Origin of the sequence: Magnetovibrio blakemorei (genome assembly GCF_001746755.1) — a bacterium.
GTDB classification, from domain to species: Bacteria; Pseudomonadota; Alphaproteobacteria; order Rhodospirillales; family Magnetovibrionaceae; genus Magnetovibrio; species Magnetovibrio blakemorei.
In genome coordinates this window covers 1-16,809 of sequence record NZ_MCGG01000015.1, presented here as the reverse complement: position 1 = coordinate 16,809, position 16,809 = coordinate 1, and the positions used below count along the sequence as shown (strand labels likewise).

At 52.3% G+C, this 16,809-nt stretch carries 11 protein-coding genes; 5 read left to right on the top strand and 6 right to left on the bottom strand.

Annotation, left to right across the window (positions count from 1 at the left end; all coding sequences use genetic code 11):
• Window position 1: 1 nt before the first annotated feature.
• Entirely contained in the window at window positions 2-1,021 is a 1,020-nt protein-coding gene (gene fliG / locus BEN30_RS05095) for a flagellar motor switch protein FliG (RefSeq protein WP_069957273.1), read from the bottom strand.
• Window positions 1,022-1,042: 21 nt separating this feature from the next.
• Entirely contained in the window at window positions 1,043-2,701 is a 1,659-nt protein-coding gene (fliF, locus tag BEN30_RS05090) for a flagellar basal-body MS-ring/collar protein FliF (protein WP_069957272.1), read from the bottom strand.
• Window positions 2,702-3,128: 427 nt separating this feature from the next.
• Between fliF and BEN30_RS18270 the strand changes: the two genes are divergently transcribed.
• Together BEN30_RS18270 and BEN30_RS05085 are read left to right on the top strand one after the other, a co-directional pair.
• Window positions 3,129-3,626, top strand: a complete 498-nt coding sequence (locus BEN30_RS18270) for a hypothetical protein (protein ID WP_139134863.1) — start codon at window positions 3,129-3,131, stop codon at window positions 3,624-3,626.
• 366 nt (window positions 3,627-3,992) lie between these two features.
• Window positions 3,993-5,738 carry a tetratricopeptide repeat protein gene (locus tag BEN30_RS05085; protein WP_069957271.1) on the top strand — a complete coding sequence of 582 codons (1,746 nt, stop codon included), beginning with the start codon at window positions 3,993-3,995 and terminating at the stop codon, window positions 5,736-5,738.
• Here the strand turns inward: BEN30_RS05085 and sciP are convergent.
• From sciP to BEN30_RS05065, 4 genes are all read right to left on the bottom strand, one after another.
• Entirely contained in the window at window positions 5,735-6,007 is a 273-nt protein-coding gene (gene sciP / locus BEN30_RS05080; RefSeq protein WP_069957270.1) for a CtrA inhibitor SciP, read from the bottom strand. The genes BEN30_RS05085 and sciP overlap by 4 nt on opposite strands.
• Window positions 6,008-6,179: 172 nt before the next feature.
• Window positions 6,180-8,258 carry a flagellar hook-basal body complex protein gene (locus BEN30_RS05075; protein ID WP_069957269.1) on the bottom strand — a complete coding sequence of 693 codons (2,079 nt, stop codon included), beginning with the start codon at window positions 8,256-8,258 and terminating at the stop codon, window positions 6,180-6,182.
• 64 nt (window positions 8,259-8,322) lie between these two features.
• Window positions 8,323-9,120: a flagellar hook assembly protein FlgD gene (locus BEN30_RS05070; protein WP_069957268.1), complete on the bottom strand. Its 798-nt coding sequence runs from the start codon at window positions 9,118-9,120 to the stop codon at window positions 8,323-8,325.
• A gap of 12 nt (window positions 9,121-9,132) precedes the next feature.
• Window positions 9,133-10,890 (bottom strand): flagellar hook-length control protein FliK, encoded by a 1,758-nt coding sequence (locus tag BEN30_RS05065; RefSeq protein WP_069957267.1) that lies wholly within the window; start codon window positions 10,888-10,890, stop codon window positions 9,133-9,135.
• A gap of 310 nt (window positions 10,891-11,200) precedes the next feature.
• On the opposite strand from BEN30_RS05065, the gene BEN30_RS05060 reads away from it, so the two are divergent.
• From BEN30_RS05060 to BEN30_RS05050, 3 genes are all read left to right on the top strand, one after another.
• On the top strand, window positions 11,201-13,162 hold the full coding sequence (locus BEN30_RS05060) for a tetratricopeptide repeat protein (RefSeq protein WP_069957266.1): 1,962 nt from the start codon (window positions 11,201-11,203) through the stop codon (window positions 13,160-13,162).
• The gene (locus BEN30_RS05055; RefSeq protein WP_069957265.1) at window positions 13,159-15,108 is read left to right on the top strand and encodes a motility associated factor glycosyltransferase family protein; all 1,950 of its coding nucleotides are present in this window, start codon (window positions 13,159-13,161) and stop codon (window positions 15,106-15,108) included. Before BEN30_RS05060 ends, BEN30_RS05055 begins: the two co-directional genes overlap by 4 nt.
• A gap of 170 nt (window positions 15,109-15,278) precedes the next feature.
• Entirely contained in the window at window positions 15,279-16,454 is a 1,176-nt protein-coding gene (locus BEN30_RS05050) for a flagellin N-terminal helical domain-containing protein (RefSeq protein ID WP_069957264.1), read from the top strand.
• Window positions 16,455-16,809: the final 355 nt, after the last annotated feature.

Here is a 16,809-nt window from a genome sequence, read left to right as displayed (position 1 = left end):
ATCAGTAAACCAGCTGCTCTTCTTCACCTTGTCCGGCGATGACGATTTCGCCGCTGTCGGCCAGTTGTTTGGCGATGGAGACGATGGCGGCCTGGGCTTCGTCGACGTCTTTCAAGCGTACAGCACCCATGGCGTCCATGTCTTCGCGCATGATCTTGGCGGCGCGTTCCGACATGTTGGAGAAAAACAGTTCCTTGACGCTTTCCGAGCCGCCTTTGAGCGCAATGGACAGTTGCCCCTTGTCGGTCTGGCGCAGCAACACCTGAATGCCGGAGCTGTCGACCCGTTCCAGATCGTCGAAGGTGAACATCAACTGTTTGATGCGTTCGGCGCTTTCGCGGTTGCGTTCTTCCAACGCCCCCATGAACCGGGTTTCGGTGTTTCTGTCCAAGGTGTTGAAGATACCGGCCATCATTTCATGGCTGTCTTGACGGGCGGTGCGCGCCAGGTTGGTCATGAATTCGGTGCGCAGGGTCTTTTCCACGTGGTCGAGAATTTCCTTCGACACCGCTTCCATCGAAAGCATGCGGATGACCACTTCCATGGCGAAGTTTTCCGGCAAGGTACCCAACACGTTGGCGGCGTGATCGGGGCGAATTTTGGACAGCACCACCGCCACGGTTTGCGGGTATTCGTTCTTTAAATAGTTGGCCAGAACCGCTTCGTTGACGTTGCCCAACTTGTCCCACATGGTGCGCCCGGCAGGGCCGCGCAGCTCTTCCATGATCTGCGCCACGCGCTCTTCGCCCAGCGCCTTGCTCAGCAACCGTTCGGTGGAATCGTACGACCCCACCAGCGACCCGGTCGAAGACAATTGGTCGGCAAAATCCAGGAACAAGCGTTCCACAACCTTGGAATTGACCGAGCCCAGGTTCGACATGATCTGCGACAGTTCGCGAATTTCTTCGTCGTCCATCAACTCAAACAAAGCAGACGACTGTGCATCGTCCAAAGACAGCATGAAAATCGCCGCCTTTTGGGGTCCGGTGAGGGCTCTATAATCGTCTTTTACACGGGCCATGAGCTTTTAATCAGAACCTTCTCAAGTTTCTTGGTAGAGCCAGTTGCGGACGATGGACAAGGCTTCGTCTGGATGTTTTTCGACGATCTCACCGACCTTCTTGACGCTCGATGCTTTCACACGGCCTTCAACACGGTCGATGTCGATCAGTTCTTCAAACATTTCTTCTTCACCCATGCCGCCGTCAGGGGACGGCGGGGCGGCCAGCGCACCGGCTGCCAATTGCGCTTGGTCGGCAATCATGCGACCGCCTTCGGCCATAGAGTTCATGGCACCGGGCAACGCTTCGAAAGCGCGGCTGATGAGGGGGCGCACCACCAGCAAGATGACCAAAATCGCCAAGATAAAGATAACCATAATTTCGGCAATTTTCAGCAGGTCTTGTTTTTCGATGCCGAAGAACAGGTCAAGCTGAATGGGCGGAGGGGCTTCAGACTCAGCGAAGCGCATGTTGATCACTTCCACCACGTCACCACGTTTTTGGTCGTAACCCATCGCACCTTTAACCAAGGCCGCAATTTGGTCTAATTCTTCTTTGGTGCGTGCGCGATACACGCGATCGTCGTTGGCATCGAGTTCATACGCGCCATCCACCAAGATGGCGGCAGACAGGCGGTTGATGATGCCCGTATCACGAACCTGGTTTTTTACACTTTTGGAAATTTCATAGTTTACAACTTCTTCAGTGCGGTTTTCTGCAGCGTTGCGTGTCGCTTGATCTCCGCCGAGGCCGGTGCCGTCCGGTAAGTTGGCGTTGACAGTTACGGCCTGGGGCTCTTGATCCTTTTGCGACGAGCTTTGCTCGGTGGAGTTGGTTGACCGCACCACTTGGCCGTCAGGGTCATAAATTTCTTCATTGGTGGTGACGCGGTCGAAATCCATGTCGGCCGAAATTTCAACGCGAACCTTGCCAAAACCAACGGATTTCTCAATCAGCTTTTCGACATCGTTTTGCAGACGTCCTTCAAAATTACGGCGTCGTTCATCTGTTTGTTGACCGATCAAGCCGGGCGTCGAAGCCGGATCGCCTTCGTAGCCGCGCGCCAGCAATTCGCCCTTATCATCAATGATCGCAATCGCACGTGGCGAAAGGCCCGGCACGGCGGCGGCGACCAAATGCTGGACAGCACTGACTTGACCAGCGTCCAAACGCCTTGATCCACGCATTTTCAAAAAGATTGAGGCCGTGGCCTTGCCTTGTTCATGCTGAAAAAGCTGTCGTTGTTGCAACACCAAATGAACCCGCGCTGAGCGTACGCTGTCAATGGTCTGGATGGTGCGGGCCAATTCGCCTTCCATGGCACGAATTTTATTAATGTTTTGTTGGAAGTTGGTGGTGCCCAGCGAGCCTTGCTTGTCAAAAAGTTCATAACCAATGGAGCCGCCCGACGGGAGGCCTTGGTTAGCCATTGCCAACCGTAACTGACCCGATTGTCCATCAGGCACAAAAATCTGAGTGCCCCCGGCGCGCAATTCAAACGGGACATTTTGGGCTTGCAGTTGAGACACAATCGCAGACGAATCTTGTGATTCCAAATCCCCGTACAGAAGCGTCATTTGCGGGGTGGTGAAACGGGTCGCCAAGTAAAAGAAAAAGCCAACCAGGCCAAGCAGGACCAGGCCCATGACAAGAAGTCGTGGTCCACCAAGATTGCGAATTGTTTGCAGGAGTGTGTCCACGAAGGAACCCCTTTTCCCAGTTGCCGAAACCCTTACGAAACCCTTCTGGGCGTTTGGGTCTTGTTTTTTAGCATGCCGTTTCTAGGCGCTGAGACAGCCCGTTTCTTCAGGTTATAAATTAGAGCGATGATGGTGAATAAGTTATTAACAATGCGGCAAAAATTGCCTACCCCGCCAAGGAATCGACTCGAGTCGCGAATCGGAGGGCGAATCGCAGCTGGTTGGGTAGGAGAAGGGGCGAAAAAAGGTGGGGGATGGGGGTGTGGCGATGTGAGTCATTTAACTGAGGTGCGTCGATAGATTGAAAAAGGCACGCTCAGATTTCATGGTTAATAGAGTATTGCTTGTAATGTGTGATGAAATGAGGTACATTCAGACACAGTAAGATAGAATTCTTGCAACAGAGCAGAAAGCAACGGTGAACGCCATGAGCGATTTATCCATTAGAACGGCCCCTGATGTGGCCGTTAATCCGCCCAGAAAGGCGGCGGTCGACGCCAAGTCGTCTGATGTGAATGCACAAGCATCTTCACAGAAGGCGTCTGTTGATGTCTCCAATTATGTAACTTCTCCCAAGGGTGTCGTAGACCCCCAGAGTGGTGTGTACGTCCTGCAGTATCGGGACGGCGCGACGGGTGAAGTGCTCAATCAGTATCCTTCAGAAAAAGTTGTCGATGCCTATAAGCGTGGCGCGTCGAATGGCGAGGCAAAGCCTGCGCCAGTCGAAACGACTGCTTCTGGTACGGTATCGTCCTCCGTTACTGGTGGGTTGGGTAATGGTGGAGTTTCCGGCACAGTGAGTGGCTCAACGGGTGCTGAAGTTTCAGCGCCATCTGCGCCTGCACCTGCAGTCGGTTCCTCCGGGGCAACGTCTTCGGTTGGTAAGGGTTCAACACCTTCGGCAGGGACTTCCATAGAAGCCTAAGCCGCTGTTGAACAAATGGGTTTTGAGTGTGCACACAATATTGGTGTGCGCACCTGTTGTTGTATGTGCCTATGGCATAACCCTTTCGCACACCAGTTTGTCAGGGCTTAACACGCAAGGATATGTCTCTCATCCCAGTGGCTTGGCCTCAATTCAGATATAAAACGACCTCTTCAATTTCGCACGGTTTAATTTGCTCCGGTTTGCAACACCCTTGCCAGTGCTTTGTTTTGGCAGCTACCCTTGCATTGCCTGGGTGGTATGCTTGGCAGGTTTTCTGGGGTGTTGAAACCGTGAGCAGAGAAGGGTGGAGAGTTAATGAGCGCAGATATCACGGGACACGGAGCAGTCGGAGGGACTGAGAAAATGCTCATGGCTGAGGCTCAGCTGTTGAGCCAAACAGGTCGTTATGGTGAAGCGCTGGCACTTTTTGATCGAATTTTGCTTCAACACTCAGATCATATTGAAGCTTTGAACGGTGCCGGAGCAGCGGCTTGGCAGGGTGGGGATGTCGGGCGCGCCTTGGAATACTTAGACAAGGCCATGTGCGAGCATCCAAATCACCCGCAAGCGTATCTCAATCTTGGCGTTATTTTAGAGCATCATGGGCGTCTTGATGAGGCCGTAAATGCTTATAAGGCTGCGTTGCAGGCGAACCCGAACTTGATGCGGGCACAGCTTAATCTTGGCAACGCCTTGCTGGGACTTGGGCAAAATATGGACGCCGTGGCGGCTTTTGATCAGGCGCTTATGACAGATCCCGCCAATACGGATGCTCTAAACAACAAAGCCTTGGCACTCAAAGCCGCCGGGCAAATGGATGCGGCCGAGATTTGTTTGCAGAAAGCCGTGGATGCCAATCCGCAATCCGAACAATCTTGGACCAATCTGGGCTTGGTGCTGCGTTTGGGGGGGAAGCCGGAAGAAGCGCTGCAAGCCTATGGCCAGGCGGTGAAGATCAATCCCGCTTCCATAAAAGCGCAAAACAATCTTGCTGTTCTGCATCGTTGGGAGGGACGCTTGGATGAAGCCGAAACGGTTTGCCGCAGTCTTTTGACAGCCCATCCCGATGTGGTTGAAGTGTTGAACAACTTGGGCGACATTTTACAAGCGCAAGGCAAAATCGAAGAGGCCCAAACGGCCTTCGAACGGGTGTTGGCCCTTTCCCCCAACCACCCGGAAGGTCACCATAACCTGGCCGTGTTGATGCTTCTCAAAGGCGATTTCGAGAATGGCTGGAAACATTATGAGTGGCGCTGGTTGGCCAAGGAATTCCCGTCTGAGCGACGAAATTTTCCCCAGCCATTATGGACTGGGGAGCCGTTGGCAGGAAAAACGATCTTGCTGTATGTCGAACAGGGCCTTGGCGATGCGCTGCAATTTGTCCGCTATGCGCCTTTGGTTCATGCTCTGGGCGGTACCGTAATCTTGGAATGTCCGCCGTCCTTAACACGGTTGTTTGAGACGGTTTCCGATGTGGCTCATGTGGTATCGCGTGGCGAAGAATTACCCGTGTTTGACGTGCAGTGCCCCTTTTTATCCCTGCCGGGATTGCTGTCGCCCAGTTCTGAGCGTATTCCGGCGGTCGTACCATACTTGGGCGTTTCGGATGCGGACGCGCAGGTCTGGCAAAATCGCTTAAAAGATGTTGGCGGCTTGAAAGTCGGTTTGGTGTGGGCGGGCAGTCCCCATCACACCAATGACCGTGAACGCTCTATCGCTTTGAAAAATCTAGCCCCCCTGTCGGACGTTCAGGGGTGCACGTTCATCAATTTGCAAATCGGGTCCAGTGCGGCGCAGTTGCATGAAGTCGACTGGACCATCATCGATTACACCGCGCATATTTCAGATTACGCCGATACGGCGGCTTTGGTGGGGCAATTGGATTTGGTGATTACGGTCGATACTTCGGTCGCCCATGTCGCGGGTGCCCTCAATATACCGGTCTGGGTCTTGCTACCCCATGCCCCCGATTGGCGCTGGCAGTTGAAACGCTCCGACACGCCTTGGTACCCAAGTATGACGCTTTACCGACAACCGAAGAGAGGTGATTGGCTGAGTGTGATTGCACGTGTGAAAAGCGATCTGCGTTTACGTGAGCAAAAAAATTAGCGGGTTTTGCGAAACTGATGGACGCGGGTTACGCGCAGGGCGGAAACGCCATGTTGATCGAGCAACGTTTGCCAACCGACAAATTCTTCGACGGAAAGTGCGTAGCGACGACAAGCGTCTTCAAGAGAAATAAGGCCCGAGCGAACAGCGTTCACAACGACGGCCTTGCGCGCCGTAACCCAACGCACGGTATCCGCAGGAGGCAAATCCTCAAGGGTCATGGTGCTTTGGAAGCTATGGTCGGGGGCGATTTTTTTGTGTTCTGTCATTACTCATGCATTCATTTTCGCTTACCCATAAGAGATACACGGCGCATATTAAAAAATGCCTAACCCCTTCAATTCAAAGCAAAACAAAAGAGGCCTTTAAGGCCTCTTGCGTTCGTTTTTGGGAAGGAGATTGTAAGCCAGGGCATTCTGCCCCGGCCCCTAGTATCCTAAATTACTTGGTGCGCATCAGTTCTTCGAGCATTTGATCCGCTGTGGTGATGATTTTGGTGGACGCAGAGTATGCGCGTTGGACCACGATCATGTTGGTGAATTCTGCACCGATATCGACGGTGGATGCCTCCAATGCCGACTGCACCACCTGTCCGGCAGGCCCACTGTCTGCCACGCGCAACGTATAGTCACCGGAGGCCTGAGTGGCCGACCACACGTTGCCCGACTTGCTTTCCAATTGGTTGGGGTTGACGAAGGTCGCAACCGGAATTTGGAAAATTTTACGGGTTTCACCGTTGTCGAACAAGGCCGTCACCAGCCCGTCTTGGCCGATGGTCACGCCCGCAAAGGTACCGAACTTGGACCCGTTCTGGGTGATGAAGGTCGGGGTGAATTCAGCGCCGTATTGGGTGAGACCGTTGGCTTCCGTTACGGTGCCGAAATCCAACGTGATGCGTGAGCCTTCACCGGTGGCGTTGGACATATTTTGCGCGCCGTCAGCGTAATTGAGAATTTCGATTGCGCCAATGTTAAAGGCAGATGGAACGCCATCGGCAGAGAAGGTGATGCCGGCTGCTGTGGCAACTGGAATGGCTGTCGGCGTCGTGAAGGCGGTGCCGTCACCGTCGGTGGGAGGGGTGCCCATGCCCGAGACATCAATCGTGTTGGTGTAGTCGGTTACACTTTCAATATAGAGCGTGTCTACCGTGGCACCACCGACTGCAAGAGAGCGCACTCGATTTCCTGTCGTAGCGAGCGTGGCGTTGTTGGCTTCGACAGCATTCTCCAAATCCTGGATCATTTGGGCAACTGTGCCGTCTCTGTAAATGAGTGTGTCGGCCGGCGCACCAACCGCTTCTTGCGGCTCACCTGTTGTAAATGTGTAGGTGGTTCCGCCGATGACAATGGTTTCACCGTTAGCCGGAACGGCTGCGAACTTTAAGAGCGTGAAGTCGCTGTATGCATTGTCTTTTTGCTTAACAGTGAATGTTCCCGTCTGGGTCGTGGCCGCCGCGCCAGTGGACGTCAGTGTGGCGCTTAAGTTTACGGCAATTGAACCAACGCCGCTTTCTTTGAATTCGATGGCGGTGGTGACGCCGGATTGGACGGCGATACGTGTGCTGGCCCCGGAGGTCGGTACGGCGAAGGTCGGGTCGGTCGCTTTTACGGCGGCGACAATATCGGCTACGACATCTGAAAGGGTCTGGCCTGTAGAAACGGAGATGTTGGTGCCAGCCGACGCGGCGTTGACGAATGTATAGGCCTGACCGTTAATAGTGATCGAACTGCCGACAGCCGGTATGGATGTGAATTCGATTAAGCCACCACTTGCGTACACGCCCGGTGTTGCCGCTGTGTCATACAGTGTGGCAACGGCGGTGCCTGTGGGCGGGGAAACCCCCACGTTCCACTGGTTGCCGACAGAGGATTTTGTATAAACAATCGACATGTTTTTGGCATTACCGAGTGAGTTGAAGTACTGCACGTCGGTTTTGTGGGTGGTGCCTGCCGTATCTGACGAGGGCAAGTTTGCGCCGATGGCGACGGTGCTGGTTGCCGATGCCGTGCCGCCAACACGGTTCAAGTTGATGGATTCCAGGTAATCCGACGAAATGATGTTTTGGTTGGTGATCGTCAGGTTGGAATTGGATGGAATGACCGTGCCGGACGCATCGGTGGGCCAGCCTTGCAGATAATAACCCTGGGCGTTTTTCAGATACCCTTGGTCATCTTGAATGAATGAACCCGCACGGGTGTAAAGATACGGATCGGAAACGCCAGGGACGTTGGCTTCGTTCACCACGAAAAAACCGCCGCCGGACATGGAGATATCGGTCTGCGACGTCGAAGATTGCAACAGACCTTGCAAATCCGTTTGCTGACGCGGTTTAGACTGCACACCACCGGCTGAGTAGAACGTGGCAGACGATTGCTTCGTCACCAGGGTCTGGAAGTTGGTGGTGGTGCCCTTATAACCGATAGTACTCACGTTCGTGATGTTATCGGAGATGGCGCCCATGGCGCTCGATTGAGCCGTGAGCCCGGAAACCCCGGAAAATAATGCACCATATAAGCTCATCGTTTCTCTCCTTGGTTCATCCGGCCAATGCCGGAACATGATTGTTTTGCTGCTGTGATGTTTGTCATGCTGGCGTGTCCGTCGGCGTGTCCGTCGTGTCCGTCGGCGTGTCCGTCGTGTCCGTCGGCGTGTCCGTCGTGTCCGTCGGCGTATCCGTCGTATCCGTCGTATCAGGTATTGTTGTGGTGGTGGTCACGGGCATTTCGACAGAGATGATGTTGGTGAGGTCGGTTGCAACGTCGCCCATATTGAGCTTGACGTTGCCGTCTTTGATGGTTGTTCCCGTCACCAGGCCAAACACGGTGTGTTGCACATCCACCAAGTTGCCTTCGCCGTCTTTGGCGCTGACGGTGACTTTGTAGGCTCCGTCAGGGGCCTGGGTCCCGTCGTTCTTGAGACCATCCCATCCGACGGTGTGCGTGCCTTGATCGAGTGAGCCTTCGGCGGTGAACATGGTCTTGCCGGATGCATCGGAAATGGTGATGGTGTTTTCGCGTACATTTTGGTCCAAGGTGTAGGTGAACATGGCTTGGTTGTTCATCATATTGAACTCTTGGCCCTTGGCCTCGATAACGGTGCCGAGGTAGTTGACCATGCTTGCGACCTGAGAGTTTTGCTGCACGGTGAGCATTTTTTCCAAGTTCGAGTTTTGCTGAATTTGTTGTTCAACACTGGCGAACTGAACCAACTGCGATGTGAATTCGTTGGCGTCCAACGGATCCAGGGGATCTTGGTTTTGCAACTGTGCGACCAACAGATTCAAAAATTGATTGAGGTCTTCTTGCAGTTTTGCCTTCGACTGACCGGCTTGCGTCGATGTGTCAATGACGCCACTGCTGCCTACACTATCAAAAAGTGCCATCGTACTCGTCCTTTATGCCGTGATGTCTACACGGTCTTCGCTGATGATGTTGGGGCGACTTGTATTGGCCTCAAGCAGCTCGTCGAGCGTGGGTTCTTTGGTTAGAGAGCCAGAGCCTTGGCCCTTTCCGGCGGTCTTTTCGCCGCCACCGGCTTGGTCACCGTTTTCGCGTAAATTGAAGCTCAGATCACCTGAGTTCATCTGTAATCCGGCTTCGCGCATGGCCCGTTCCAGTTCGCGAGAATCTTGTTTCAGCAGATCCAGCGTGTCTTTGTTGTCTGCCGTCACGACAGCCGTCACGCGACCATCGCTGGACATTTCCAACTGCACGTCAACGCGACCCAAGTGTGCCGGACGCAGCTGAATGGAAATTTTATCCATGCCGTTGGCGATGGCTTTTGAAATCTGCACATTGATCTGGTCCGTGACCTGAGCGCGCGCTTGCGCTTGTGGGTCGGGGGCCGCTTTATGGGTCGGTGTCGCTTGTTGATGGGGTTGCTGGGTGTTGGTTTGCGTCACGCCCTGAGCATTTGACATACCTTCGGCTCCACCAATTTTGACGGTGCTGTTGGCCGCGTTGGCAGCTTGTGAATTCTGTGTTGCGGTATCCGTGGTCGCAACGGTTTTGACCGTATCAGCCTGCGCCATTTGCATGTTTTGCTGGGCTTGTTGTTGAGCATCACTGCCTTGCTGCCCTGTTTGGTTGCCCAAGTTATGAGCTGCAGCGGATTGCTGTGTGTTCACAATACCCTTGGCAGCGGACTGCTGAGAGGTTTGGTCGGTGCCGTCGCTTTTTTCCGTTACGGCGGCCTGTGCCCCTAAATTTGACGTGGGCTGGCTGACCAGTTGTTCAGATTGTTTGGTGACATTGACGTTGATATCAACTTTTTGCGTGTTACCGACTTTGCTGGCAATGTCGGCAGCTTGTTGCTGTTTCAGTGTGTCATCCGTATTCAGGGTGTGATTGGTCTCCGTTTTTTGCGTCGGGCTGGCTTGTGTTTGCTGCTGCTTGGTCGCGGCAGCATTTTGTTTTTGTGCATCGCCTTGCGCCAAGTCCGCATCGCTTAAATCATCGCCGGGGGTCGCGGGGCCTGTTTCAGCCTGCTGCGGTGTACTTGTGTTTTGGGCTTTATCTCCAACGACTTGGGCTGCTTGCTTGGTGTCAGAGGTTTGCGTCGTGACGGTGTTGATCGCTAAATCCACAACGGTGGCGACGACGTCTTCACCTTGAGTGTTGGATTGTTCTGCAGCAACTTGAGTCTGGGCGTCATCCGTCTGGGTGCCGTCACCGCTCTCATTTGATTGTGCGTTTTGATCCGTGGTGTCGTTGTTTTGATTTTGATCTGTATCAGACTGGGCTTGTTGAGAGGATTCGCCGTCGTTGGCGGAATTGTTATCGCTCGCGTCGTTGCGCGGTGCATCTTGTTGCAAGTTTTCGCGTGGCGCGTCGTTTTTCGTTTCGCTGGCGTGCGCGTAATCGTCGCGATTTTGCTCGGGGGCTTCGGTCCGTTCGCGGGGCTGATGGTCATCGCGCGGCGTGTATTCCGTTTTCGGCGCATCGGGTTTGGGTTCGGGTTTCGTCTGCGGCTTCGTGTTCATCGCGTTGACAGCGGCCGACTGGCTGCGTTCTGCGCTGCCCTTGCCTGCGGCTTTTAAACGTTCCGCAACGGCGGCGGAAAACTCACTCATCAACTGTTCCGCCGTGCTTTTCGACTTAGAACCCGCACTGGTGTCGGTGATGGTATTGGTTTTTACGACTGAAACGTCCATTGGACCTGACCCTTGTGTTGCTTTTATCCACTGGGAATTAAGCAAAGGCTGTGCCAAGACGTGATGCCTGTGTAACTATTTGAAATGTATTAATAAAAATATACGATGGTGGTGTGGATGGTAGGTTGTTTCGGTCCCTGCGGCGATTTTTACCCGTGTATGGGGAAGATACTGCCTAGTTCTGAATTTTACGGCTGTCGTTGAAGCGCGGTTATCGTGGCCGTGAAAAAAAATATTGAGTTTTAGTGATACACGGGTACTGTTTGAACTGCTCCACAATGGAGATCACCGTTTTTAGATTATGAATAGAATGTCTGAAACACAATCACATGCACAGTTGATGGAAGAGACGTTTCAAGAGGATTTAACCATCTTGTTGAAAGTCTTATCCGGTGAAACGCAGTCAGACCCTGTCACCGCAACGCAATATTTATTGCATAAATATCCCGAACGCAGCGAAGGTTACTTCGTTTTGGGGGTGTTGACGTATTTGTCCGGATATGTCGGTGACGCAATTTCTATGATTGAAAAAGCGCACACCATTGACCCCGATGTGAGTGAATATGCGTTGGCGCTGTCCAGTTTGTACGTCAAAGCAGATCGCCTGAATGACGGACTCTATTTTGCGAAGCTCGGATCGGTTCTTGACTCTCATCCGCAAATGGCAGGCATCTTACCCCCGTACTTAAAGAATTTTGTTGAGGCGGCTAGGGTCTCGACAATTCACGGTCACTACGTTGCCGCTTCTCTGGCCTTTATTCGTCGGGACTTCGAGTTGGTCGCAACCGAGTGCGAGCTTGAGCTTAAGATGAGTCATGACTACGTCCCGGCGCTTGAATTGTACGCCAAGGCGTTGATTGAAATGGGCGAACATGGAAGTGCGATTCCGATTTTGCAGAGGGTTCTGCAACTCAAGCCAGAAGATGCTGCCGCAGATAAACTGAATCTTGCCGAATCGATTTTACATTTGGGGCTGTTTGAACAGGCTCAAGCTCATATTGACGAAGTCGTTCAAAGTGAGCCTCAATCTCTAGACATAAATGCCAAGGCCTTTTACCTGTTGTCGGGGATGGAGAATGGGGAACCGGCACGTTCTCGGGTTTGGGCAAGTATGCAACAGTCTGGTTTGCATGAAGCAGAGCCGTACTTTCCCTACACGCCATCAGATGACGGCAAGATCCGGATCGGGTTTCTGTCTGACAAATGTTACGATTGCTTTGAGGGCTCTGCCCTCAGCAGTTTTTTGCGACGTGTTGATAGAAAAATATTTCAACCCTACGTCTATATTCAAAACTTCAACAAAGATAACGTGACGCAAGCGATCAAGAACTGGGCCGTGAGTGCACGTGAAGTTTTTGATGTTAACGACAAGACCCTTGCGCTGATTTTGCAGCGCGACGGGGTCGATCTTTTGATTGATATGTGCGGCTTTGGTCCAAATCAGAGGCTATCGCTGTTGGCTCACAAGCCCTGCGGCCAGCGTTTGAGCTGGCTTGCCCCCCTGCACGGGGGCGGGCAACCGGGTATAGACACAGTCGTGACGGATGACAGCACGGATGCATCACAATCTCGGTTTTTGCAGACCGGCCAGGACACGATGAAGCTGAGAACGCCCGTGTTTGCGAGAAGGCCCGCACAGGGCTTTTTGGATCCGCTATCCCCTCCAAATGAGATTAAGGGCTACGTGACGTTTGGCGCGTATCTTGACTTTCGTGCCTTGGCCAGCAGCGATGGGGCACTGTGGATGCGTGTGCTGGAAAGCGTACCCGGTTCAAAATTACGCCTTTATATTGGCCCGCGTATTTCAGAGATCAGCTTGGCGCGGCTGAATGAGATTTTTGAACCAAAGGGCTTGTTGGACCGTGTTGAGCTCTATACGCCAGACGAAGACGAGCGTTCCGGCGGGTTTTTTGATCACATTGATATTTTCCTGGCCTCTCGATGTGAAGACAGAGACAACATCATTCTGGCGCTGTGGATGGGGGTGCCGTGTTTGACAAAGTCCGATGTGAACGATCCGTACGTGACTTATAGCGGTGCCCTTTTGCGCGCTGCGGGCATACCGTCGTGGGCTTGTGAAGACGACGAAGCGTTCCTGTCTGTCGCAAAAGCCCTGGCTTTTGATCCTCGGGAACTAGCAGGCCTTCGTAAAGTGTTGCGTGGCCAGATTGCCAAGTCCCGGTTGATGGACATGTCTGGATTTGCCCTTGAATTTCAGACTCGGCTGGCCGAATTGTTTTCTCGAAAAATCCAAAAGGGTGATCTGTCATGACCGGTTCTGAAGACATCTTCGAACAAAATCTGGTTTTTTTTAAAGAGATCAATCCTGTGTTGGCCGAACGTCTTGCTACTTACAAAGCGCTTTCAACGTTGGAGTTCGATGGCGACGGTGAGCCTGATGTTGTTTTCCAGGGCATGAAGCTTTATGGCAAGGGGGCCCAAAAGTATGCCGCTGAACAAATTGAAGCGTTTTGGAAAAGCCCTAGCGTGATCACTCTCACGCGGAAGTCAATCATCATCACGGATTCGGAAGCAACCAAGCTTCTTAATGGCTTGTTGCAGTTTGCTGACGATAACGCCATTACGTTCAGTGAGAACAGAACCACTCGCAATGCCTTTCATCTTGTCGTTTTGGGGGCCGGACTTGGGCAGCACATGCAATCTTTGTTAGAGGACGTGCAGCCGCGTAACTTGATCCTCGTTGAACCAAATTTCGAGTTTCTCTACCAGTCACTCTTTACCTTCAATTGGAATGGTGTGATCCGGCCGATCATTGAAGATGGGGGGAATGTCCATCTGCTGGTCGACAGCGAGCCCAAAGTTTTGATTTCCGAAGTGCGGCGCATCTATTCCGAGTATGGTCGTGCCAGTATCGACGGGCTCACCGTCTATCGGCATTACGAAAATCCGGCCTTTACGGCCGTGGAACAGTTTTTGGCGACACAAGGGGATAAGTTGTTTTCGGGATTGGGTTTTTTTGAAGACGAAATCAATATGATTGCAAACACCTATAACAACCTGAAGGGGGGGCAGGAAAAGGTGTTTTATGCCCATTCGGATCTGCAAGATTTCCCCATTTTTGTTGTCGGCTCTGGTCCGTCTTTGGATGGCTCAATAGACGTCATTCGGGCCAATCAAGAAAGAGCCGTGATTGTGTCGTGCGGAACAGCATTGCTACCGCTTTTGCGTGCCGGAATAACGCCGGATTTTCATGCCGAGCTGGAGCGTAGCAAATACCAGATGGAGATCCCAAAAGGGGTTGCTGAGGAGTTCGATCTCTCCCAGATCTATCTGCTTGGGTCCACCACACTGGTGCCCGGTGTTAAGCAGGTCTTTGAAAAACGGATCTTTTATTTTCGTCATTTGCTCAGCTCATTCCCGGCTTTTTCAGGGGAATTGCGCAATTGTTTGCGTTACCCCTCGCCAACGGTCGGGAACACCGGAATAAGTTTTGCCGAAGATATCGGCTTTCGCCTCGTTTATCTCTTTGGAATGGATTTGGGCTTCGCCGACCCAACGGTTCACCATTCCGAGAACTCGGTTTATCGGAAAGTGGATGGAAGACATAACTTCGGCATCAGTCCCTGGGATCGAGTGGTTCCAGGAAATTTTGGCGGGGAAGTCAAGTCGACCTCCGTTATGCAGTGGGCGAGAGATACGCTTGAGGTTTCCATCGCCAACTGTGGATTGGGCCGTATCTTTTACAATTGCAGCGATGGCTCATTGATTGAGGGCTCCGTGCCTTTATTGCCGGAATTTGTGGACTTGCCTGAACCCCATGAACCCAAGAAAGTTTGCGTTCAGCGCATCGTCGATGGTTTCCCCAACTACTCGGACGCTGATTTTGAATCTCACTGGCAAGACGGAAAGCTCATTCAAGACGTCCGTGCTGTTGGTGATCGTATGATTGAACGCATTGAAAAAAAATCGGATCTCAAGACGAAAAAATATATCACTGAACTTATGAAAATTGTTCGGGCCATGGAATATGATGATTCTGCGATTTCGTTGATGCGGGGGTCGGTATACCTCTTGTTGGTGATTGGCGAACACCATCTTGACCGTGTCGTAGAAGACGACAAAAAGGATGATCTGGTGGCGTATATCCGCAAGGAGTACGTCCGATTGATCGATTCCATGTGCGATGAGGTGGCGGTTGAGTTTTCTTCTCTTGAAAAGACAGGGGCGTTGGTGAACCGTGAAACGGTCTGGGCCTAACCTCTTGAAGGAGTTGTTAAATATGCGGCTTAATTTTTAAATTATTTTTCTTGTTTCTGCTGGGGGATATGGCTATACTCTAAGAGTTCACAGTCCTTCAGAAAGTTGGGGTGCGGGCACAGGGTAGAAACCTGTTATTAAATCTTACTCTAGAATAGAGGATTTTCGTTATGGCTGACGTCACACTCTCATCTGCCGTTCGTGGCAGCCTTCTCTCTCTCCAAGGTACGACCGATCTTATCAACCGCACGCAGAACCGTCTGTCGACTGGTTTGCGCGTTTCTTCGGCTATTGATGATCCGGTCTCCTTCTTCCAAGCCAAGACCCTGACTGACCGTGCGTTTGACTTTACTGAAAAGAAAGACGCTATCGATCAGAGTGTGAGCACGGTGACCGCAGCTATCGATGGCTTGAACGCCGTTGAAAGCTTGGTTCGCCAGCTTAAGGGTGTTGCGCAAAGCTTGAAATCTTCAACGGGCACTCAGTTCAGCGATTTGATTACACAGTTCAACGATCTGCGTTCGCAAATCGATCTTCTGACCGCTGACGCGACCTATCAGGGCACCAACCTGATCAATGGTACGGGGCAAACGTTGTCGACAGAATTCTCCGATCTCAGCACTTCTAAACTGGATGTCGCGTCGGTTGATGTGACCTCCAGTGGTTTGAGTGTTTCGGATGTTACAGCGGCCAGCACGGCGACAGGAGCCGTGAACTTCTCTTACGCAGCTGTTGCAGCTGGAAGTACGTTGTCGGGTAGTGGTAGCACCATCTCCGTCACCTATACCGGTGCTGATCAGACCATTAATACGTCCAGCGGTACAGTGACGGTCACCTACGGTACGATTTCGATCGCACTGACCGTGACCACTGCATCCGGTGCGGTTTCACTTGTGAACGGTACGACGTACACTTTGCAACTTCAATCCACGGGCTCACTGGTTAGCCAATCTGGCACAACCATCAAAGTTGTCTCAGCCTCCGTTACGACAGCCTCCGGCACCTCCACCATTACCCTCGCCGCTGGTGCCTCAGCTGTGCAGTACGTGGGCGAAAGCAACAGCACCAGTGTTGATGCGGTTATCACCAAACTCAGTACGGCTTTGACCACGTTGCGTTCCAAGACTTCTAGCCTGGGTTCCAACGTTGCCTTGCTTCAGACCCGCCTTGATTTCACGCAGTCTTATGTGAACACGTTGGAAGATGGTGGTTCCAAGCTCACCTTGGCCGATATCAACGAAGAAGGTGCAAACCTTCTGGCCCTCCAGACTCGTCAGCAGCTGGGTATTCAGTCTCTGTCGTTCGCTGGTCAGGCCGAACAGTCTGTTTTGGGTCTGTTCCGTTAATCGATCTTTACGGTTTTTGGCAGGAACTTTCCTCCCAAAATTTCCTCAAAAAAAGCCCCGCAGTTTTCTGCGGGGCTTTTTTTTCGCGTGATAGGGACTTGGTTTGTTGATGTGCAACGGTTACTACGACGACCAAAACTCCTGCGTTTTTGGGTTTTCCTTGGAAATGTGTGAGGGGGATTTGTAATTGCGCAGCAATCACGCAAATGCCTATGGTGATTTTGATAGAGCATTTCCGGGTTATTTTGACGCATAACCATCTGCAGCAAAGAAGTTGCGGCACTCTTCTGTCTTGAACAGGTCGCAAACTTTTCCGGCCGTCTTCCACAGGTCATCAATTGTGCGAGGTTTCAGG